This window comes from Ornithinibacillus proteolyticus, assembly GCF_039581225.1.
GTDB classification, from domain to species: domain Bacteria; phylum Bacillota; class Bacilli; order Bacillales; family Amphibacillaceae; genus Ornithinibacillus; species Ornithinibacillus massiliensis.
Genome location: NZ_JBCPXV010000017.1, coordinates 49,561 through 70,526, shown reverse-complemented (window position 1 = coordinate 70,526; position 20,966 = coordinate 49,561). Strand labels below are relative to the sequence as shown.

The following is a 20,966-nucleotide window of genomic DNA, read 5'->3' as shown; positions in this document are numbered from 1 at the left end:
CCCCTCTTCCCCTATAAATCTAGCTTTAAGCGAATCATATCTCTACATTGAATACCATATTCAAAGATTTCTTCCGAATAATTACGGATAAAGAAGTCTGGATCGATTCCGATTATGCGAAACCCACATTTTTGATATAGTGCTAGTTGATTAATACTAGAGTTACCAGTACCAATTTCAACTGCGTTATATCCGCCTATTTTTGCTTTTTCAATCGCATCTTGAATAAGTTTTTTCCCAATACCTTTACTTTGATATTCTTTTGAGACAGCAACATTTACAATCTCCATCGTTCCAGGTCTTGTCGGAAGTAAAACAAAAACCCCTACTATTTCACTATCTAACTCCGCTACATAGCAATCTCCACGTTGTAAGTATCCCATAATCATTTCTTCTGACGGATCAGCAAGTAGTAATAAATCAATTGGGGGCACTTCATCTTTAAGCAATTTTCGAATGATCAAACTATATCTCCTACCTTATGAGAAATTAAATAATATTAAGTTATCCCTATTATAAAAGATATTAAAATAGTATTACAATTATTTATCTTTACACTCTGTTTTCGATTCCTTAATCGTTCTATGATACACTATAGTCATTACTACATAAAGAGGAGAATGACATGACATATCAAGTATTATTTTTAGACATTGATGGCACGATTTTAAAACCAGATCATACGTATCATCCTAAGACAAAGGAAGCGATCGCTCAAGTTCAAGAATTAGGAATGGAAGTGTTCTTAGCAACTGGGAGGCCTTCCCACGAATTAAGTGAGCTTGCTGCGGATTTAAATATTGAATCTTTCATCGGCTATAATGGAGCCTATGCCATGTATAAAGGGAAAAACATATTAGATGCTCCAATGGACCCTACCATTGTAAAAAGATATCTAGCAATTGCTGAAGAGCATGGCCATGACATCATTTTCTATTCCAGTGAGGATAATTTCGTTACGTCATCAGATTCACCTCCATTGAAAAAATTCGCTGAAATGTTTGCATTATCAAACCTAAAACGAATGAATGAGGATATTATCGAACATATTTTAGGTGCAACCTTAATTAATGTAGCGCCTGAAGAAGTGAGTTTATACGAAATAGATGATGATATTAGGCTTTCACAAGTAAATGTTAATGGTGCGGAGCATTGCTTTGATGTCATTCGAAAATCTGTTAATAAAGGAGAAGCTGTTAAAATAGCATTAGAGCATCTAACGATTTCATCTGAAGCAGCTATCGCCTTTGGAGACGGAATGAATGATAAAGAGATGCTGGAGACAGTCGGAGCAAGCTTTGCCATGGGTAATGCCAATCCGGAACTTTTTCAGTATGCAAAATTTAAAACGAAGACTGTAGCTGAAGCAGGTGTATTCTATGGATTGAAGGAACTAGGATTAGTGAAGTAGCGTATATATTTGATAAAAAGATGATGAGAACAATGCCTCATCATCTTTTTTGATTGAAAAATGTATATTCGTTTTAAAGCCAATAGGAAGAAAGAGCAAGCCTTCCTATTAGGAATTTATCGTTATAATAACAATCCACCATATAAAAATGCACCTAAAATAACAAAGGCAGGATTTATTTTAATTCGTTCGATTAAGAGGTAGCTCGCTAGTGCAAGGATAATTGTATGGAGCAATCCAATACCTTCATACGACTCAAAGAAGAACCTCCATGCCATATATCCAAGTAAGATTGCAATAACAGGACGAACAAATAATGTAATACGTTTTACTTTAGGAGAATGTTTAAATTTGTTCAATAAGTTCAATAGTATAATCAAAATAATTAATGAAGGTGCTACAGTGGCAAAAATAGCAATAAAAGCACCTATTATTCCACCAACTTCATATCCAACATAACCTGCCATCTTTGTATTGATGGGGCCAGGTAGTGAATTTGCTAAAGCCAACACCTCACTAAATTCCTGAACGGTCATCCATCCATATCTACCAACCACTTCATTTTCAACTAGTGGAATAGCTGCTGGACCGCCACCATAGCCAACGATTCCTGGGATAAAATGGGATATAAAAATTTGCCAATACGTTAGCAACATTAACGGTCCCCTCCTTTTTCACGTTGTTTATCTCGGATAAGCAGAGCAGCAACTATCAGTATGACAATAATTATTGCTGGGTGGATATCTAACACGTATAAAAAGATAATAGTTCCAATAGTCATTAATATCGCTCGAATCCAGCCCATCCCTTCTCTTGCTTTATCAAAGAATTGCCAGGTTAATGTAGCCATCATCATTCCAACAACAGGGACGATTGCTGCGGTCATTCCTTTAACCCAGTGGATATCTTTAAAGGATGCTAGTGTTGATAATAAAACAATCAATAATACGACAGTCGGTAATATCGTTGCTATCAGTGCATTCATCATCCCTAACCAACCAGACATTCGGTAGCCAATATATCCAGCTAATTTGGTAGCAATTGGACCTGGGAGTGTATTTGCTATCGCTAATACATCCCCAAATTCCTCATCATCCATCCACTTGTATGTATTCACAACTTCCTTATGCATCAGTGGAATGGATGCCGGGCCACCACCATATCCCAGCATTCCCACTCGAAAGAAAGCTAAAAACAAATGCCATTGTGTTTTCATTTAAACCTTAACAACCTTTCTGTTCATATTACCAAGCTGCAACTGTTCCATCTGTTCTAGATTCCGTACCACCGACTAACACACCTGTTTCAGGGTCGCGCCAAATAATCTGCCCGCGGCCAAAACTATTCGGTTCGAGAGCTATTTTTATTTGATGCCCTTTTTCTGCCAAAGCTTGTGCTAAATGATGCGGGAAACGATTTTCTACTTCAACGACTTTCTCCTTCATCCATTGCCAACGAGGTGCATCGAGAGCAGCTTGCGGATTTAAACCAAAGTCCACAGTATTCATCACTACTTGTACATGTCCTTGTGGTTGCATAAACCCACCCATTACACCAAATGGTCCAACTGGTTGGTCACCCTTGGTCATAAATCCAGGAATAATAGTATGGTATGTACGTTTTCCACCTTCTAAAGCATTGGCATGTTCAGGATCCATTGAGAAATTATGTCCACGGTTTTGCAGTGCAATTCCCGTACCTGGAACAACAATACCGGAGCCAAATCCCATGTAGTTACTTTGAATATAGGAAATCATGTTTCCTTCTCCATCAGCCGCTGCTAAGTATACCGTACCACTTAGTGCTGGATCACCAGCTTCAGGGAGGAGTGCTTCTTCACCAATTAGGCTTCTACGCTTTTCTGCGTACTCTTCACTTAATATTTGCTCAGAAGTAACCTTCATATGCGCTTCATCTGTAACATATTTTTCAGCATCAGCAAAAGCTAGCTTAATTGCTTCAATTTGTTTATGATACGTATCAACAGATTCTTTCTCTGGGAACTCAAAGCCTTTTAAGATATTTAATGCTTGTAATGCAACAATTCCTTGACCATTAGGCGGGATTTCCCATACATCATAGCCTCGGTAATTCACATGGATTGGGTCAACCCATTCTGCCTTATAATCAGCAAGATCTTCCGCTGTTAAATAGCCGCCAGTTTCTTTAGAGAATTGAACAATCTTCTCAGCTAGCTCACCACGGTAAAATGAAGCTGCCTTCGTTTTACCAATCGACCTTAGTGTAGCTGCGTGCCCTGGTGAAGACCACATCTCACCAACCTTTGGTGCCCGACCGTTCGGTGCAAACGTATCAAACCAATGCTTGAATTCATCACCTGTTAGGCGTTGTTTAAATGCTTTATAGGCTAAGTTCCAATACTTCCCTAATGTTGGTGATACAGGATATCCTTCCTCAGCATAACGAATGGCTGGTGCTAACACTTCCTCCAGTGGAAGTTTGCCAAATCGCTCTGATAATTCAGCCCATGCGCCCGGAACACCTGGGACCGTTACTGGAATCCAGCCGTGAGTAGGAATTTCCTTATGCCCAGCTTCCTTTACAGCTTCAATGGAAATATTCTTTGGTGATTTCCCACTAGCATTTAGTCCATGGAGCTCTCCCTTCGTCCAAACAAGGGCAAAGGCATCTCCTCCAATACCATTAGAGGTTGGTTCTACTACAGTTAAGCATGCAGCAGTTGCTATTGCAGCATCAATTGCATTCCCGCCCTTTTTCAAAATTTCTAGACCAGCCTGTGCAGCAAGCGGCTGAGATGTTGCTACCATTCCATTTTTTCCATATGTAGAATGTCTCGTGTTCGCATACGGATATGATTGATGATTAAATGTAACCAACTAAAACCCTCCCCAATAAATGCTCGAAATTATATATCATATTACGAAAGAAAAACTAATCTGTCAATCTAGGAATCTTCTATAATAAAGTTAAATTTCATTTACACTTTCTTTTTAATTAACTTAACAATGATTTACTTTCATTTTGTTTAGACATCTTCTATAATGTTAACAAAATATCTACTCAGGGAGCGATCAGAAATGAAATACGATGAAATAGATAAAAAATTACTATCCCTATTAGCTGAAGATGGACGTTTATCATATGTTGAGCTGGCAGAAAAAGTAGGCTTATCCCGAGTCGCGGTAAAAGATCGAATCCAAAACCTAAAAGATAAAGGCGTCATCGAAAAATTTACTGTTGTCATTAATTCAGAAAAGATGGGAAAAAAAGTTTCAGCGTTTTTCGAAGTAGATGTCGAACCAAAGCAATTACAAACCGTCGCACAAAATTTAGCAGACAATCCAAATGTCGCAAGCATTTATCAAATGACCGGTCCAAGTACGTTACATATGCACGTATTAGTAGAGGACTTCCAAAAATTAGAAACATTTATTAACGAAGAGCTTTATTCAGTAGAAGGAATCACACGTGTGGAAAGCTCCGTCATTTTAAAACGATTTAAGAGTAGAACAGGGTATAAATTGTAGCTTACATATTCATTTTATGGGTTACCTAAAGCTGATTTAGTATAGGGGGGCCGACCGTTGGACCAGCTTTCTCCATTACGGGTTCATGCTCCTCTCCCTCGGGACTATCTTTCTCCTTCTCGGGCTCATGTTTCCCATCCTCGGGACTATCTTTTCTCTTTTTGGGCTCATGCTCTCCATCCTCGGGACTATCTTTTCTCTTTTCGGGCTCATGCTCTCCATCCTCGGGCTCATCTTTCTCCTTCTCGGGCTCATCCTCTCCTCCCTCGGGTCTATCTTTCTCCTTCTCGGGCTCATGTTTCCCATCCTCGGGACTATCTTTCTCCTTCTCGGGCTCATCCTCTCCTCCCTCGGGTCTATCTTTCCCCTTTTCGGGCTCATGTTTCCCTCCCTCGGGACTATCTTTTCTCTTGTCGGGCTCATCCTCTCCTCCCTCGGGTCTATCTTTCTCCTTTTCGGGCTCATGCTCCCCATCCTCGGGACCATCTCACTCCTCCTTGGGCACATGTCCTCCATCCACGGGATCCCCTCCTTCAGTCACATGACTCACCTGCTCCTACCCCAATCCCATACACTATTACCAATCTCCATATCTATAAAAATATGAAACAGCAGGCTTAAGATTAAATTAATCATGATATAATAATAGTATCTACTATGAAGAAAGAAGGAGTTCGAATATGTACTGTCAATCTTGTGGGAAAGAGAGACGGCCAAACTCAAAATTCTGCTCTTATTGTGGGTTCAAACAAGTACAAAAGCTAAGTCCTTTTACTGTTATATTTTTATCGTTACTATTATTTGGTGCCATTGGGGTTAGTATTTTTATTGTGACAAATTTTTATGGAAACAGTGCTAATAGCTTTTTCGCTGGGACACCTGTTACGGAAAATCAGTTGAATGAGAAGGGCCCTGAGCAGGTAGTAGAGTTTACAGCTCCAGAAATTGAAAAGCAAGAACTGCAGGAGGAACAAAAACGGGAATTAACCGAGATTATTGCGGCTGCTCAAGAGACCGTTTATACCGTGTTTACACCATATAGTCAAGGCTCGGGCTTCTTATACAATACGGAAGGAGCAGTAATCACGAATGCGCACGTCATTGAAGGGGAAACCGATATATATGTTAAGACAATTAATGGGGTAGAGTATCCTGGTACGGTTATTGGTTATTCGAACGAAACCGATGTTGCAGTCATTCTTGTACCAGATTTAATAGGGGAAGAACCTTTTAACTTAGAAGTCTCCAATTCTTCTAATATTGGAGAGGAAATTATTGCACTTGGTAGTCCATTAGGGTTAGAAAATACTGCTACAATGGGGTATATAACTGGGAAAAATCGTAGCTTCGTCATTGATTCTTATGTCTATGAAAATTTATATCAAATCTCCGCGCCGATCTCACCTGGCAGTAGTGGTGGGCCACTTATTTCGAAGTCCTCTGAAAAAATTGTTGCGATTAACTCAGCTGAAAGTCTAGAGGATGCTATGATTGGGTTTAGTATTCCACTGTATACCGTTCATTCTCTTATTGAATCTTGGATTAATCAACCAATGACAGAGAAGGAGATTCTCGCCCAATATTATGGGGATGGTGTTCGTTATGATTCTTGGAGTGATGGTTATTTTGACGGCGGCGAGTATTCAGATGATGAAGGGTTTTATCACTATTGGGAATACGGTTATAAAGATTTCTGGTCAGAGCTAGGGGATGCTCTTTGGGAATACTTTGGTGATGATGACACTTATTACGATTACTGGTATGATGAAGAGTACGATGATGATTTTGAGGAGCAATGGTCAGAGGATGGCTATTTCGATGAAAATATCTATTTTGATGAAGATACTGGTGAGTGGAGTTATTATGATGAAGTAGAGGATATATGGTATTACTATGATGGTTACCTAGATGCATGGACATACTATGATGAGAATGACGGCTTGTGGTATTACTATGATGAAGTGTTAGATGAATACATTCCATATTAATAACTAAGGCCAGACCTGAAACGGTCTGGCCAGGATTATGATCAAAACTCTTTCATCACCGCTTCATATACCTCTTCCAACGATTTCCCCATATTGGATTCTACTGCCGCAACATATGAACCCTCCACTAATGGTGCATCAACGATTTTTACAGTAGACTCCGCCAATTCCAATGCGACCTCGGCATTCATTTTAGCACTACCAAGGTCATAGAAGAGGACTACTCCTCTACCAGTATCCGCTTTTTCAAGAGCTGCCAAGACCTTTTCTACACTCGTGCCAATATCACCTTCTTCTGTTCCACCAGCTATTTCTACTGGAACCTCCTGAATGACTTGACGAATAATATCCTGTAATCCTTCAACTAGCTTTAAACTATGGGAAACCAGTACAACGCCAACATAACTCATCTATTCCTTCTCCTTTATCACTTCTGCCAAAGCTTCAAAAATAAAATAAGAAGAAGCAGATCCGGGATCAATATGACCAATAGATTTTTCTTTAAAATAGGCTGCCCTGCCCTTTGTAGCCATTATATCCTTGGTATTTTCCATTGCTTTTCGTGCCGATTCCGTGAGACCGTCTGGCTGAAAACCGGCTTTATGAAAATAGTCTACAACGGGTCCCCATACATCAATAAGTGTCTTTTCCCCTATCTCAGATTTCCCGCGTTGCTTAAGCCCTGTAAGTCCTGCTTCTAAACCATTAGCTAAATCTTGAAGATTCAGTACCTCTTTCGCTTTAACTGCCATAGACATTTTCAAAAAAGCCGAACCATATAATGGACCAGATGCACCTCCAACTTTGGACAATAATACCATGGAAGCATCCTTCAACACCTCAAAAGGAGCGTTATACGCTTTAGCCTGTAATGCAAGCACAGCTTCTTGATATCCTCTAGCCATGTTAATTCCATGGTCGCCATCACCAATTGGTTGATCTAGTGTTGTTAAGTATGCTTTATTTTGTTGGATTTTTTCATTTGCTAACTCGAACCACTTCATCATATCTTCTACATTTAGTTCCATGGAATCAGTCCCTTCCTAGATCCGAAATGCAGGAGCTAATGACTCTGCATCTAGTAATTCCTTTAATTCCTCGTCTAATTTTAGTAGGGATACAGAGCATCCTGCCATTTCTAATGATGTCATATATTCGCCTACAAATGTTTTATAAATGCTAATCCCCTTATCCGCTAAAAGGGCATGAACCTTTTTATTCACGATATAGAGTTCCATTTCCGGTGTTGCACCTAACCCATTTACTAATACAGCTACCTCACCAGAAAAATCATAGTCTTCCAGAATTTTCTCTGTTAACGTCGTAGCAATTTCATCGGCACTAGCTATTAATCCACGATTAATCCCCGGCTCTCCATGGATTCCCATCCCTATTTCCATCTCATCTTCCGCTAGCTGAAAGCTTGGTTTTCCTGCTGCAGGAACCGTACAAGGCGTCAAAGCCATCCCCATGGAACGGACATTGGCTACTACCTTTTCTGCAACAGAATTCACCTCTTCCAAGCTTGCGCCAGATGCAGCCTTTGCTCCTGCAAGCTTATGAACAAAAATAGTTCCAGCTATACCACGTCGTCCTGTAGTAAATGAACTATCCTCCACAGCAACATCATCGTTAACAATGACCTTCTCCACTTGAATACCTTCCATTTCTGCGAGTTCTGCAGCCATTTCAAAATTCAACACATCACCGGTATAGTTTTTAATTACTAATAATACTCCTGCCCCACCATCTACTGCTTTTATTGCTTCCAACACTTGGTCAGGTGTTGGTGATGTAAACACCTCACCACAAACCGCAGCATCTAACATTCCCTTTCCTATATATCCAGCATGGGCAGGCTCATGTCCACTACCACCACCGCTAACAATAGCCACTTTTCCCTTTACCGGTGCATCCTTTCTCACTACTACAAATGTTTCAGGCACTTGCTTTAATGTAGTGGGATATGCAGCGATTAGTCCGTCCACCATATCTTGTACGACTTGATTGGCATCATTGATTATCTTCTTCACCTAGCGTTCCCCCTTTGTCTCTAAAGAGTATGAATGGCCCTAGCGGTTCATTCGTTAGGGCCAAATCTATTATCGTTTAAATTCTCTTGTAGCTGCCACGGCCTTTTGCCAACCGGCATATAAATTATCTTTTTCCTCTACATCCATTTGGTTTTCAAATGTTTTATCAATTTGCCATTGCTTAGCGATTTCTTCTTTATCCTTCCAATAACCCACAGCAAGCCCTGCAAGATATGCTGCCCCTAGTGCTGTTGTTTCTTGTACGACTGGGCGGTCTACTGGTACACCTAAGATATCACTTTGGAACTGCATTAAGAAATCATTCTTAACCGCGCCGCCATCGACACGCAAAGTTTTTAATTCAATTCCAGAATCTGCAATCATCGCATCCAGCACGTCCCTTGTTTGGTAGGCTAGCGACTCTAATGTAGCACGAATAAAGTGTTCTTTTGATGTGCCACGAGTTAAACCAAACACCGCTCCACGTGCATCACTATCCCAATACGGTGTACCGAGTCCGACAAATGCTGGTACTAAATATACCCCATCAGTCGACTCAACCTTTGAAGCATAATCTTCACTTTCTGGAGCATTCTTAATAATTCGTAGCCCATCCCGTAGCCACTGAATTGCAGAACCCGCAACAAAGATACTACCTTCTAAGGCATACTCTACTTTTCCATCAACACCCCATGCTAATGTTGTCAGAAGACCATGTTCTGACTTCACGCCTTCTTCCCCCGTATTCATAAGCATGAAGCAGCCAGTACCGTACGTGTTTTTTGCCATACCTGTTTCAAAGCAAGCTTGCCCGAATAACGCTGCCTGCTGATCCCCTGCAATTCCAGCAATCGGAACTTCATGACCGAAGAAATGGTAATCTACGGTATGGGCATAAACTTCAGATGACTGACGAACCTCTGGAAGCATTGATTTAGGAACGGTTAAGATTTCTAACAATTCATCATCCCATTTTAGCTCATAAATATTAAACATTAATGTACGGGATGCATTCGAATAATCTGTTACATGGGCTTTTCCACCGGAAAGCTTATACACTAACCATGTATCAATGGTTCCAAACAAAAGATCACCATTCTCCGCCTTTTCCCGTGCGCCTTCCACATGATCAAGTATCCACTTTACTTTTGTTCCTGAGAAATAAGCATCAATTAATAGTCCCGTCTTATCTCGAAATACCTCATTGTAACCCCTTTCATTCAATTCGTTGCATATATCTGCAGTTTGACGAGATTGCCAAACAATCGCTTTATAGACTGGTTTTCCTGTATTCTTATCCCATACAACCGTTGTTTCACGTTGATTCGTAATACCGATTCCTGCTACCTGACTTGGATCAGCATCCGCTTTTCTCAGTACCTCCGCAATACACGCTAATATCGAAGTCCAAATCTCATTTGCATCATGTTCTACCCAACCTGGTTTCGGGAAAAACTGTTCGAACTCCCGCTGAGCTGTTTCTACAATTTCTCCCCTATGATTAAATAATATCGCTCTTGAGCTTGTTGTACCTTGGTCTAAGGCTAAAATATATTTCTCTTCCATCAAGATATCCCTCCCTAATAATGACTATTATACCGCTTCTTTGTTAGTCTGACTTCTACTTGCTCCTTGTTTTTTAAAATCTTCATTCACTGCCCCTACAATAACAAGTAACATTAATCCACTCATAATCCAAAATAATACAGAAAAGTTTCCTTGGAATATGGCGTGATAGAAAACTGCCCCATAAACACCACCAAAGATTGGCCCAAGCACTGGTATCCAGGAATAGCCCCAATCAGAGTCCCCTTTACCAGCAATAGGTAATAACGCATGAGCAATTCTTGGTCCTAAATCACGCGCAGGATTAATCGCATAGCCCGTAGGACCACCTAAAGACATTCCGATTGCAACAATTAACAGACCAACAATTAACGGATTTAGCCCCTCCGTAAATTCATTTGCCCCGATAAACATTAGGCCTAATAATAAAACAAATGTACCGATTGTCTCCGTTAAGAAGTTTGCAAACATGCTACGCTCTGCTGGTGCGGTCGAGAATACGGAAAGCTTAGTCGCAGGGTCATCCGTTTTACGCCAATGCGCAATATATGTTAAATATACAATAGCACCACCTATGATTGCCCCTAGCATTTGGGCTGTTACAAATAATGGAACCTTAGCCCACTCAAGCTCTCCAACAGAAGCAAAACCAATTGTTACTGCCGGATTGACATGTGCTCCTGAAATACTACCTACAGCATAAATTGCCATCGTTACTGCAAGACCCCATCCAATCGTAATAACTATCCAACCGGCGCCTTCTGCTTTGGAGTTTTTCAATACAACGCCCCCAACAACTCCTCCACCAAAAATGACCAAAATCATCGTGCCAATTAATTCCGCCATAAACTCTGACATCTTACCCAACACCCCTTTTTCAGTTTATAAGTCCTACAACAGGAAATTTGGCCTGTTTAGGAGAGTAAACTAGAACCAAATTTCCTATTTTAACTATATTCTATTAATCTAATGAACATGTCATTATCTTAAGAAAAACCTACATCGATACAGCTACTTTTTCTTGGAGAGGTGTGAAACTATTTTCGCTAATTATTAGCTAAAAAAAGCCTACACTTTCCTTTTCCTGTAAGTGTAGGCTTCAATTTGCTAGATATACTAATCTATTTCTTATTCTGCATGGGCACTAGCAGAAGCAGAAACACGATTTTTCACCGAACCATGAGGGTCAATAACAAATTTACGAGAAACGCCTCCATCAAATTGCTTATAACCATCTGGTGCCTCGTCAATAGAAATTAATGTTGCATTTACCGCTTTGGCAATTTGAGCTCTTCCGCTAAGTATTGCTTTCATTAGATCACGATTGTAACGCATTACTGGTGTTTGACCCGTTACAAAAATATGTGCCTTTGCAAATCCAAGTCCAAAGCGAATTTTTAATGTACCATCTTTCGCATCATCATCCACTGCACCAGGATCCCCTGTTACATATAGTCCCGGAATACCTAGCCTTCCACCTGCTTTCGTAATACCCATAATGGAGTTAAGTACGGTAGCTGGCGCTTCGCCGGCATTTTTACCATGACCACTAGCTTCAAATCCTACTGCATCAATAGCACAATCTACTTCAGGAACCCCTAGAATCTCAGCAATTTGCTCTCCTAAATTATCATGCTCACGTAGATTAATAGTTTCACATCCGAAACTTCTTGCCTGTTCTAGACGAGCCTCATTTAAGTCACCAACAATAACTACAGATGCACCTAATAGTTGGGCTGAATGTGCTGCAGCTAATCCTACCGGTCCAGCTCCAGCAACATATACGGTAGAGCCCATTTTGACTCCAGCACTTACCGCTCCATGGTATCCAGTTGGGAAAATATCCGATAACATTGTTAAGTCTAGGATTTTATCTAATGCTTGCTCACGGTCAGGGAACTTTAGTAATTGGAAATCCGCATATGGTACCATGACATATTCGGATTGTCCACCAACCCATCCTCCCATATCTACATAGCCATAAGCAGATCCTGGACGGTCCGGATTTACATTCAAGCAAATATGGGTATCCTGACTTTTACAATTTACACAACGACCACAGGCAATATTAAACGGTACGGAGACAATATCACCCTTCTTAATAAATTCAACATCGCTACCAACTTCTACTACTTCACCAGTAATCTCATGTCCTAAAACCAATCCACTAGGAGCAGTAGTACGACCACGCACCATATGCTGGTCACTACCACAAATATTCGTTGTAATAACCTTCAAAATAACCCCATGATTACATTTTCTCCCAACATTCAGTGGGTTTACACCAGGACCGTCTCGTAGTACTAAATCCGGATAGCCAATATCCCGTACCTCCACCTCACCAGGCTTCAGATAAACTACCGCTTTGTTACTCACATGAACCACTCCTTTATAATTGATGGATGTTATTTGTAAGCGATTACAGATTCTAAGTCAACTATACCATCTCGTACTACTATTTTCAATAATCAGTAAATTATTTATTCATTTTATTTTATGATTACTTAACTCCTATTTCGACTATATTTTCATCATACATGTAGAATGTATAACGTATTGCTCGAATCTTGTCGAATTAACTTTCGGGAAGAGCGACTTTCCTAACAAAGGAAAAGGATCCGCCTCTAACATGTAGTAGCTCGTCCTTGTTTATTAGAAAATTCTTGTCTTGTGGTACATAAAGTGGATGCGTTTATTTTCTCATAGGATGGCTTGGTTCATTTTCTTTATAAAAAAAGTGAACCATTTTAAAAGATGATTCACTTTTTTTACTAGCTATTCCGTTATGTTAACCTGATATGTCCTTAACCAATAATCAATTTGACACAGATGAGCAATCAGTTGTGGTCCCTTCATCAATTGACCATACCAAGGATCTTTAAATTCCTTTCCTTCGCTTTGAACAATTGCTTCAACCTTCTTTTTATCTAGAAATTCGAATAATGGTGCATCCTTATCCGAAAGTATTTCCTTCATCCAGTTTATTACTTGCTGTGTATATTCAGGCTGGAAGGTCTTTGGATAAGGACTTTTCTTACGGTATAAAATCTCATCTGGTAATACTCCTTCTAAAGCCTTACGCAAAATTCCTTTTTCTCGATTATTATACATCTTCATCTCCCAAGGAATATTCCAAACGTATTCTACTAAATGATGATCAGCAAACGGAACCCGAACCTCTAAACTCGCCCCCATACTCATCCGATCCTTCCGATCAAGAAGCTGTTGCATAAACCAATGCATATTTAGATAGAATAATTCTCTTCTTCTTGCATCCTGCTTCCCTTCCCCATCTAATCGAGGCGTTTCTTCAATGGTTTCCCGGTACCGGTCATGGACATATGTTTTTAAATCAAGCTTTTCTTGCCATTTTGGCTTTAATAAATCAATTCTAGAATCCAGGGAACGTACCCATGGGAAGCCGTCCTCCGCCGAATCCGGGTCATGGAACCACGGGTATCCACCAAATATCTCATCCGCACATTCACCAGATAAGCTTACCGTCGTATGCTTCTTCACTTGCTTACAGAACCAAAGTAAAGACGAATCAATATCTGCCATTCCTGGTTGATCACGTAGTATAACCGCTTCTTTTAAGTAATGCGCCAACTCTTCCCCAGAAATTATCTCGTCATGATGATCTGTTTCAAAAGCTTGCACCATTTTGTCTATAAATGGTTTATCAGTGGAAGGCTGAAATTTACTAGCGACGAAGTGTTTATCATTTCCTTCATAATCAATCGAAAAAGTAGTTAGTGTCCCTCTCCCATTTTCCTTAAAATACTCCGATGCTACGGCGGTAATCGCACTAGAATCCACACCACCTGATAAGAAAGTAGATACCGGAACATCCGCTACTAACTGTCGCTGTACCGCATCAACAAATAGTTCTCTTACACGCTGAATCGTCTCTTCAATAGAATCCGTATGCTCTCTGCTCTCCACATTCCAGTAACGCCATATCTTTAACCCATCCTTTGAATAGGTTAGTGAATGTCCCGCACGCAGTTCTTTCATATGTTTAAAAATCCCATGACCAGGAGTTCTTGATGGACCTAATCCAAAAATCTCTGCTAAGCCACTATAATCAACTTCTGCTTTTACACTATCATGAGCCAATATCGCCTTTATTTCCGATCCAAAAAGAAAACGACTTTCATCTTCAAAATAAAATAATGGTTTTACCCCTATTCGATCACGTGACATAAATAGCTGCTGTCTGGCATCATCCCATATCCCAAAGGCATAGATTCCATTAAGATAATCTACACATTCTTCCTTCCACTCGATATAGGAAGTGAGTAATACTTCTGTATCAGAAGTTGTCTGAAACGTATAACCTCGATTTAAAAGCTCTTTTCTTAATTCCTCTGTATTATATAACTCACCATTATAGACAAGTGTATACGTATTGCCACCAGCTTTCTTTTGCATTGGCTGTTTCCCACCTTCTAAATCCACAACCGCCAATCGCTTATGTCCAAATCCCACAAAAGTATTTAACCAAAGATTCGTATCATCTGGACCTCTTAATGACAACGTATCTGTCATACGTTGAAGTATTTCCTTTTCTTCACGCACAAAATTATTCCAACTCACAATACCGGTTATCCCACACATCGCTGCATTCACTCCTAATGAATTAATTGCACCGGTATTTTCCCTGTAATCAGGAAAAATAGGCCACATATCATCATATGCAAACAAATAAACGCACATGACAAACAACATAACATTATATGATTGGAAGGGTTTTCTATGCATGAAAAGATTTGGATAATTTGTTTGGGGTGCAATGTGCAAGTTTGGGTGGGGTGGGGGGGGCGGTAATTTGTGGTTTGGGGGCATGTTTTTGGGGATTGGGCTCATGTATCCGCGGATTGGAACCATCTTCCTTTGCTTTGGGCGCATGTTCGCGCGGGGTGGGACCATCTCCCCTTGCTTCGGGCTCATGTTTCCGCGGGGTGGGACCATCTCCCCTCACTTCGGGCTCATGTACCCGCGGGGTGGGACCATCTCCCCTTGCTTCGGGCTCATGTTTCCGCGGATTGGAACCATCTTCTTTTGCTTTGGGCGCATGTTCGCGCGGGGTGGGACCATCTCCCCTTGCTTCGGGCTCATGTATCCGCGGGGTGGGCTCATCTCCCCTCACCTCGGGCTCATGTACCCGCGGTTCGGGCGCATCCCCCTCACTTCGGGCTCATGTACCCGCGAATCGGGCGCACCCCGCCTCACTTCAGGCCCATGTACCCGCAGATTAGCTCATCTCCCCCCACCTCTTCTATCCACGAATCACCTGCGCCAGGACGCAAGCTTAAGTCATTAAAGCTAAATACATTAATCAATTACATTCACATATCGATTGATAAAATTTCGATAGGCGAAACCTTTAACTTCGTCCTCTGAATATTGTTTTAATAATTCATTTATTAAATTTTGATATTTTGAGGCGTCTTCTAAATCTGTGATAAAGGATGAGATACCGTCAAAGTCTGATCCAAACCCGATGTTCCGTACGCCACCGAGCTCACATAGATAGTCAATATGGCGAATGACATCTTCTATAGTCCCCTCTTGACGCTCATGGTTAATAAAAGGAGGCCAAAATACAACATCAATCATCGCATCCCGTTCAAACATCGCTTTAATCTGTTCATTATTTAAATTACGGGGATGTGAACAGAGGCTATACGCATTGGAATGACTTGCTATTGGATATTTTGCTAGTTCCATTACATCCCAAAAAGCTTTCACAGATAAGTGGGAAACATCTGTCAATACACCGTGCTCATTATTTAATTGGACAACCTCTTTACCAAATGCAGTAAGTCCCGCACCTCTAGGTTCTTCCACACCATCGGCACATAAATTAGCATTATTCCATGTAAGGCCAATGGACATGACACCTAAGCGGTAAAGCAGTCGGAGCTTTGCTAAATCATTACCAAAGGCATCTGCCCCTTCAAGTGTTAATACTGCACCGATTTCTCCATCTTTTAACTTCTTTATATCTTGCCATTCTTTAATATGCTTCATCTCTGGATTTGCTTCAAGAATATCGGTATAAAAAATATCAATTTGCTCAAGGGCTTGCTGCCATTTTGCTTCGACAGGAATGTCCGGCATAATAAAAATAGCAAAAAACTGTACCTTCACCTTTCCTTTTTTAAGAAACACAAGATTCGTATTTAACTCCTGTGCGTCCTTAAACTGAAGTGGCTTCTTATCATATTGTCTTTTGGAATATTGTATTTTTAATAAAGCGTCACAATGGGTATCGATTATATTCAATTTAATGATCCTTTCTCTATATGAAAAATATTACACATTCCCTTTGTAGCATGACTAGATTCATCTTAACAAAAGCATTTTCCCTGCCAGTATTGGCAGCACTACCGCATTTCCCTTAAGACAAGTTTTTCTTACAAGCGGAAACAAAACCGTTAAATATTGCCGCAGAGGGCGTGTCATTCGCCATAAACATATTTTCTGGATGCCATTGGAGTGCAAGAACAAACTCGTGTTCTGTACTTTCAATTGCTTCGATAACCCCATCACTGGCGGTTGCACATACTTGAAGGGGATTACGTACGTTTCGATTTGCTTGATGATGTCTACTATTTACCCTTAGTTCCGTTTTACCTGTTAAGCGATGCAAAAGGGAACCCTCCTTAACCCGAACAAAATGGGATCCGTAGTATTTCGGCGCATTCTGCCGGTGCTGTAGTAACGGACTTGAAATTTGTGCATAAATATCCTGATACATATCCCCACCTAATGCAATGTTTAATGTTTGACTTCCACGACAAACCCCAAGAATCGGTTTTTCCAACTCCAGCATTTTCTTCATGATCGATATTTCAAATGTATCTCGTTCTGGTAAGATTGTCCCAAGCTTCGGATGTGGTTCTTCCCCAAACAAAGTTGGATCAATATCGTATCCGCCTGTCGCATAAAGTCCATCTATCATCCCTGCTATCGCTGTAACCTCTTCCTCCTGCTCGTAGTAAGGAAGTAAAACTGGGACTCCACCAGCTTTTAAAATAGCATTTACATTATCTTTTCCTTCATAATATACATCTCCATCAAGGTCTGTCGAAGTAATCACACCAATTAACGGTTTCATTTTGGCATCCTCCTCGTAACTCTTTTGATTACTATGATACACTTCCTTGTCATATAATGGGACTATTTTTTAGAAAAGATAAAGTTTTCCATCTTTTATTAGACAGCTATGCAAAAAGCTCCTTTAGCCACTAATCCCTTTCAAGCTTGATTTAACTTTCGGGATAGCGTCATGAGGAGCTTATAATGGGGAGTAAAACCCCCTAGCTTACTTCTTTCCGTTTACGACGAAAATACCCTATGATTGGGAACAGGAATGATAATAAACCTAGAATTAATAATGTTAACGCTATCGGGCTATTGACAAAGACCATATAGCTTCCGTTAGAAATGGTTAGTGATTGTCTAAATGCTTGCTCCATCATACCACCTAAAATAAATGCTAGAATAAACGGTGGTGCCGGGAAGGAGAATAGTCGCATTAAGAATCCGATAACCCCAAATATGAGCAGCATATACAAATCAAAGGTGTTAAAACTAATTGCATACACCCCAATAATACTAAACATGATGACCAAGGAGATTAGTAATGGGCGTGGTATTTTTAGTATTTTAGAGATGTACGGAATCAATGGTAGATTTAAGATTAATAGAAATACATTACCGACATACATACTAGCAATAATGCCCCAAAAAATCTCTGGACGATCGGTCATTAACAGTGGTCCTGGTTGAACATTCAATACTAGAAAAGCCCCTAGCATAACAGCAGTTGTACCTGAACCAGGAATTCCTAAACTTAATAACGGGACAAACGCACCACTTGTCGCTGCATTATTCGCTGCTTCTGGTGCTGCAAGGCCTCTGACCGAACCCTTTCCAAACTCTTCTGGCTTTTTAGAAAGACGTTTTTCAGTAATATAACCGATAAAGGAAGCAATCGTTGCTCCGGCACCTGGTAGGACACCGAGAACAAAGCCTAGAAAAGATTGTCTCGTCATCGGTCCTTTCATCTCTTTAAATTCTTGTTTCGTAACCTTTAGACTTCCTAGCTTATGTTTATTATCAAAGGATAAATCCTTCCGCTTAATAATCAGTGTACAAACCTCAGCAAGCGCAAATAGTCCAAGAGCAATAACTAAAAAGTCAATCCCCTCTAGTAAATTAACATTTCCAAATGTAAAACGTTGGGTCCCAGTTTGTGCATCAATCCCAATCGTTACAACCATAAAGCCAATTACAGCTGAAATCAACGCCTTAATAGTAGAGCCTTCTGATAAACTCGTAATAGCGGTTAGACCTAAGAACATTAATGCAAAATAGGCCGGCGGATCAAACGATATCGCTACACTTGAAAGGACCGGTGCGAAAATCATAAGTAATACAACACTAATTGTACCACCGACGAAGGAGGAAATAGCTGCAATCGCTAATGCTTTTCCCGCTTTTCCTTGCTGTGCCATTGGATACCCTTCAAAAGATGTTGCAACCGCTCCAGATACACCTGGTGCGTTTAATAAAATAGAGGAAGTAGAGCCACCAAATACCGCACCATAATAGACACCCGCCATCATAACAAGGGCTGGAGCTGGATCCATTCCAAATGTTATTGGAATCATAACTGCAATAGCACTAATTGGTCCGAGACCAGGCAGCATACCAATAAATGTTCCAACGAGAACCCCAATTAAAACGAACATAATCCCTTCAAGACTTAAGGCTACTTGAAAACCAGCTAAAATACCTTCAATCGATCCCATATGCTCCCTCCTTTAGAACGGCAATATTCCTTGTGGTAGATTTATCTTTAGAAAATTAGTAAATAAGAGGTACATGAATAGAGGAAACAAAATAGCTACAAGTCCATTCGTAAGATGTTTTTTATATCCTAAGAACCACGAACAACCGAATACAAATATAGTGGTTGTTACAACAAATCCTAATATTTCTAAGAAGAATATATATAAGAATACAAATGCGAAAACAGCTAGTAATACCCCAATATCTTTTTTAGGTATATTTCTACGTGCTTTTTGCTCCTCCGTTTCGGAATCCTTCGTAAAAAATAACCCAATCGATAGTGCAATCAATAAAAACCCTAATCCCTTTGGCACTACATCAGCATCGACAATTGAATAGGAAAAGGAAGGTAATTGATAAGCTAGTATGAGATATAAAGTGGCAAGCACTAGTAATACTAGACTTACTCGTTGGTTTAATGATTTAAACATACTTTCACCACCTCTATATAAATAAAAAATAAACGGTGGAAGTCAATGACATGGGAATCATTGACTTCACAAAATAGCTATTTTACTGACTTAGTCCTAGCTCATCTAATAAGATTTGAACAGTATCATTTTGCTCATCTAAGAAAGCCTTATAATCTTCCGTACCTAAGAACATTTCATCCCAGCCATATTGGTGACGAATCGTAGCAAATTCCTCTGATTCACTTAACTCCTTAAATTTTGCTTCATAGTAAGCAACTGCTTCCTCATCCATATTTGGTGGTCCAAAGAACCCACGCCAGTTAACAAATGAAGCGTCAATTCCTTGCTCCATCGCAGTTGGGAAATCTTCTAGAACTTCTCCAGATAATCTTTCTTCTGCCGTAATACCAAGAACCTTAATAGTCCCAGCTTTTACTTGTTCTACTGTTTCCGCAACACCAGTTGAAAATACTTCAACACTACCATTTAATAACTGGGTTAACCCAACGCCATCCGGGTCGGTAACATATTTAACTTTCGTAATGTCAACACCTGCTGCCTTGGCAATCTGTACGAATTGGATATGGTCCATACTACCTGGTGAGGATGTTCCAACTACCGAAATACTCTCTGGATCCGCTTTCATATCTTGAAACAATTCATTTAAGTTATCCCATGGTGCGTCTGCTCGAACAGCGAACGCTCCATAATCGGCAATAACATTAGCAATCGGTGTGAAGTCATCATACCCATATTCTGATTGTCCGTTTAATGGAACTAGAATAATAGGTGGTGATGCAACAAATAAGTGATGGTTGCTTCCATCCTGTCCTGCAACATATGCCCAACCGACAGCACCACCGCCACCAGGCTTATTAATTAAGCCAATACTTTCATCCATAATTCCTGCTTCACTAAATACTTTAGCAGCCATCCTTGCTGTTGTATCCCAGCCACCACCTGCTCCAGCTGGTGCAACCATTTCAATGGCTCTATCTGGCTCAAACTCTCCCGATTCATTATCCCCAGAAGTGTTATTCGCCGAACAAGCAGCAAGAATCGTTACTAAGATAACAATTGAAAAAAATGCTACATACTTCTTCATATTTATATCCCCCTTAAAATTCTGAAAAATCAGTGCTTGTTTTCCACTATAATTCACTACCAATTAAATGTAACCG

Annotated in this window: 20 protein-coding genes; 3 read left to right on the top strand and 17 right to left on the bottom strand. The window is 40.3% G+C overall.

The features are described 5' to 3' along the window. Window positions 1-11: 11 nt before the first annotated feature. Entirely contained in the window at window positions 12-464 is a 453-nt protein-coding gene (locus tag AAIB49_RS09980; RefSeq protein ID WP_211742412.1) for a GNAT family N-acetyltransferase, read from the bottom strand. Between the two features lie 161 nt (window positions 465-625). On the opposite strand from AAIB49_RS09980, the gene AAIB49_RS09975 reads away from it, so the two are divergent. Then, window positions 626-1,411: an HAD family hydrolase gene (locus AAIB49_RS09975; RefSeq protein ID WP_343457984.1), complete on the top strand. Its 786-nt coding sequence runs from the start codon at window positions 626-628 to the stop codon at window positions 1,409-1,411. 122 nt (window positions 1,412-1,533) lie between these two features. Here the strand turns inward: AAIB49_RS09975 and AAIB49_RS09970 are convergent, their stop codons facing one another. The 3 genes from AAIB49_RS09970 to ggt are packed head-to-tail and all read right to left on the bottom strand — an operon-like array spanning window position 1,534 to window position 4,200. Beyond that, window positions 1,534-2,067, bottom strand: a complete 534-nt coding sequence (locus AAIB49_RS09970; protein ID WP_339213688.1) for a chromate transporter — start codon at window positions 2,065-2,067, stop codon at window positions 1,534-1,536. Next, window positions 2,067-2,627 (bottom strand): chromate transporter, encoded by a 561-nt coding sequence (locus tag AAIB49_RS09965; RefSeq protein ID WP_343457983.1) that lies wholly within the window; start codon window positions 2,625-2,627, stop codon window positions 2,067-2,069. The genes AAIB49_RS09970 and AAIB49_RS09965 overlap by 1 nt, the downstream gene beginning before the upstream one ends. Before the next feature lie 28 nt (window positions 2,628-2,655). Next, window positions 2,656-4,200 carry a gamma-glutamyltransferase gene (gene ggt, locus AAIB49_RS09960; protein ID WP_481857858.1) on the bottom strand — a complete coding sequence of 515 codons (1,545 nt, stop codon included), beginning with the start codon at window positions 4,198-4,200 and terminating at the stop codon, window positions 2,656-2,658. Window positions 4,201-4,470: 270 nt separating this feature from the next. Between ggt and AAIB49_RS09955 the strand changes: the two genes are divergently transcribed. Then, a complete protein-coding gene (locus AAIB49_RS09955) occupies window positions 4,471-4,920 on the top strand; it encodes an Lrp/AsnC family transcriptional regulator (protein ID WP_186870410.1) in 450 nt (149 codons plus the stop codon). A 75-nt stretch (window positions 4,921-4,995) separates the two neighbouring features. On the opposite strand, the gene AAIB49_RS09950 is transcribed toward AAIB49_RS09955, so the two are convergent. Continuing rightward, window positions 4,996-5,436 carry a hypothetical protein gene (locus AAIB49_RS09950; RefSeq protein WP_343457981.1) on the bottom strand — a complete coding sequence of 147 codons (441 nt, stop codon included), beginning with the start codon at window positions 5,434-5,436 and terminating at the stop codon, window positions 4,996-4,998. Between the two features lie 164 nt (window positions 5,437-5,600). Between AAIB49_RS09950 and AAIB49_RS09945 the strand changes: the two genes are divergently transcribed. Further along, window positions 5,601-6,908, top strand: coding sequence for a trypsin-like peptidase domain-containing protein (locus AAIB49_RS09945; protein ID WP_339213679.1), 1,308 nt, complete (start codon window positions 5,601-5,603; stop codon window positions 6,906-6,908). A gap of 41 nt (window positions 6,909-6,949) precedes the next feature. Here AAIB49_RS09945 and dhaM read toward each other — a convergent pair whose 3' ends face one another. The 12 genes from dhaM to AAIB49_RS09885 all read right to left on the bottom strand — a co-directional run bounded on the left by dhaM (window position 6,950) and on the right by AAIB49_RS09885 (window position 20,890). After that, complete coding sequence (dhaM, locus tag AAIB49_RS09940; protein ID WP_339213677.1) at window positions 6,950-7,318, bottom strand: dihydroxyacetone kinase phosphoryl donor subunit DhaM; 369 nt, start codon at window positions 7,316-7,318, stop codon at window positions 6,950-6,952. After that, window positions 7,319-7,936, bottom strand: coding sequence for a dihydroxyacetone kinase subunit DhaL (dhaL, locus tag AAIB49_RS09935; protein ID WP_339213675.1), 618 nt, complete (start codon window positions 7,934-7,936; stop codon window positions 7,319-7,321). A 15-nt stretch (window positions 7,937-7,951) separates the two neighbouring features. Then, the gene (gene dhaK, locus AAIB49_RS09930; protein ID WP_343457980.1) at window positions 7,952-8,941 is read right to left on the bottom strand and encodes a dihydroxyacetone kinase subunit DhaK; all 990 of its coding nucleotides are present in this window, start codon (window positions 8,939-8,941) and stop codon (window positions 7,952-7,954) included. 69 nt (window positions 8,942-9,010) lie between these two features. Then, on the bottom strand, window positions 9,011-10,507 hold the full coding sequence (glpK, locus tag AAIB49_RS09925) for a glycerol kinase GlpK (RefSeq protein WP_343457979.1): 1,497 nt from the start codon (window positions 10,505-10,507) through the stop codon (window positions 9,011-9,013). A 27-nt stretch (window positions 10,508-10,534) separates the two neighbouring features. Further along, window positions 10,535-11,365 (bottom strand): MIP/aquaporin family protein, encoded by an 831-nt coding sequence (locus AAIB49_RS09920; RefSeq protein ID WP_339213671.1) that lies wholly within the window; start codon window positions 11,363-11,365, stop codon window positions 10,535-10,537. Between the two features lie 270 nt (window positions 11,366-11,635). Beyond that, complete coding sequence (gene fdhA, locus AAIB49_RS09915) at window positions 11,636-12,883, bottom strand: formaldehyde dehydrogenase, glutathione-independent (RefSeq protein WP_343457978.1); 1,248 nt, start codon at window positions 12,881-12,883, stop codon at window positions 11,636-11,638. 399 nt (window positions 12,884-13,282) lie between these two features. After that, entirely contained in the window at window positions 13,283-15,127 is a 1,845-nt protein-coding gene (gene asnB, locus AAIB49_RS09910; RefSeq protein WP_343457987.1) for an asparagine synthase (glutamine-hydrolyzing), read from the bottom strand. A gap of 717 nt (window positions 15,128-15,844) precedes the next feature. Further along, window positions 15,845-16,798, bottom strand: a complete 954-nt coding sequence (locus AAIB49_RS09905) for a dipeptidase (protein WP_339213667.1) — start codon at window positions 16,796-16,798, stop codon at window positions 15,845-15,847. Window positions 16,799-16,913: 115 nt separating this feature from the next. Beyond that, window positions 16,914-17,633, bottom strand: a complete 720-nt coding sequence (locus AAIB49_RS09900; protein ID WP_343457977.1) for a gamma-glutamyl-gamma-aminobutyrate hydrolase family protein — start codon at window positions 17,631-17,633, stop codon at window positions 16,914-16,916. A 202-nt stretch (window positions 17,634-17,835) separates the two neighbouring features. Next, on the bottom strand, window positions 17,836-19,332 hold the full coding sequence (locus AAIB49_RS09895) for a tripartite tricarboxylate transporter permease (protein WP_343457976.1): 1,497 nt from the start codon (window positions 19,330-19,332) through the stop codon (window positions 17,836-17,838). 12 nt (window positions 19,333-19,344) lie between these two features. Next, entirely contained in the window at window positions 19,345-19,803 is a 459-nt protein-coding gene (locus tag AAIB49_RS09890; protein ID WP_339213663.1) for a tripartite tricarboxylate transporter TctB family protein, read from the bottom strand. An 82-nt stretch (window positions 19,804-19,885) separates the two neighbouring features. Beyond that, the gene (locus AAIB49_RS09885) at window positions 19,886-20,890 is read right to left on the bottom strand and encodes a tripartite tricarboxylate transporter substrate binding protein (RefSeq protein ID WP_339213662.1); all 1,005 of its coding nucleotides are present in this window, start codon (window positions 20,888-20,890) and stop codon (window positions 19,886-19,888) included. Window positions 20,891-20,966: the final 76 nt, after the last annotated feature.

What these genes read in the sequence shown, in the direction of transcription:
- AAIB49_RS09975 (WP_343457984.1), top strand. Translation starts at nt 626, where the DNA reads ATGACATATCAAGTATTATTTTTAGACATTGATGGCACGATTTTAAAA.
- AAIB49_RS09970 (WP_339213688.1), bottom strand. Translation starts at nt 2,067, where the DNA reads ATGTTGCTAACGTATTGGCAAATTTTTATATCCCATTTTATCCCAGGA.
- AAIB49_RS09965 (WP_343457983.1), bottom strand. Translation starts at nt 2,627, where the DNA reads ATGAAAACACAATGGCATTTGTTTTTAGCTTTCTTTCGAGTGGGAATG.
- ggt (WP_481857858.1), bottom strand. Translation starts at nt 4,200, where the DNA reads ATGGTAGCAACATCTCAGCCGCTTGCTGCACAGGCTGGTCTAGAAATT.
- AAIB49_RS09955 (WP_186870410.1), top strand. Translation starts at nt 4,471, where the DNA reads ATGAAATACGATGAAATAGATAAAAAATTACTATCCCTATTAGCTGAA.
- AAIB49_RS09950 (WP_343457981.1), bottom strand. Translation starts at nt 5,436, where the DNA reads ATGGAGGACATGTGCCCAAGGAGGAGTGAGATGGTCCCGAGGATGGGG.
- AAIB49_RS09945 (WP_339213679.1), top strand. Translation starts at nt 5,601, where the DNA reads ATGTACTGTCAATCTTGTGGGAAAGAGAGACGGCCAAACTCAAAATTC.
- dhaM (WP_339213677.1), bottom strand. Translation starts at nt 7,318, where the DNA reads ATGAGTTATGTTGGCGTTGTACTGGTTTCCCATAGTTTAAAGCTAGTT.
- dhaL (WP_339213675.1), bottom strand. Translation starts at nt 7,936, where the DNA reads ATGGAACTAAATGTAGAAGATATGATGAAGTGGTTCGAGTTAGCAAAT.
- glpK (WP_343457979.1), bottom strand. Translation starts at nt 10,507, where the DNA reads ATGGAAGAGAAATATATTTTAGCCTTAGACCAAGGTACAACAAGCTCA.
- AAIB49_RS09920 (WP_339213671.1), bottom strand. Translation starts at nt 11,365, where the DNA reads ATGTCAGAGTTTATGGCGGAATTAATTGGCACGATGATTTTGGTCATT.
- asnB (WP_343457987.1), bottom strand. Translation starts at nt 15,127, where the DNA reads ATGTGTGGGATAACCGGTATTGTGAGTTGGAATAATTTTGTGCGTGAA.
- AAIB49_RS09900 (WP_343457977.1), bottom strand. Translation starts at nt 17,633, where the DNA reads ATGAAACCGTTAATTGGTGTGATTACTTCGACAGACCTTGATGGAGAT.
- AAIB49_RS09895 (WP_343457976.1), bottom strand. Translation starts at nt 19,332, where the DNA reads ATGGGATCGATTGAAGGTATTTTAGCTGGTTTTCAAGTAGCCTTAAGT.
- AAIB49_RS09890 (WP_339213663.1), bottom strand. Translation starts at nt 19,803, where the DNA reads ATGTTTAAATCATTAAACCAACGAGTAAGTCTAGTATTACTAGTGCTT.
- AAIB49_RS09885 (WP_339213662.1), bottom strand. Translation starts at nt 20,890, where the DNA reads ATGAAGAAGTATGTAGCATTTTTTTCAATTGTTATCTTAGTAACGATT.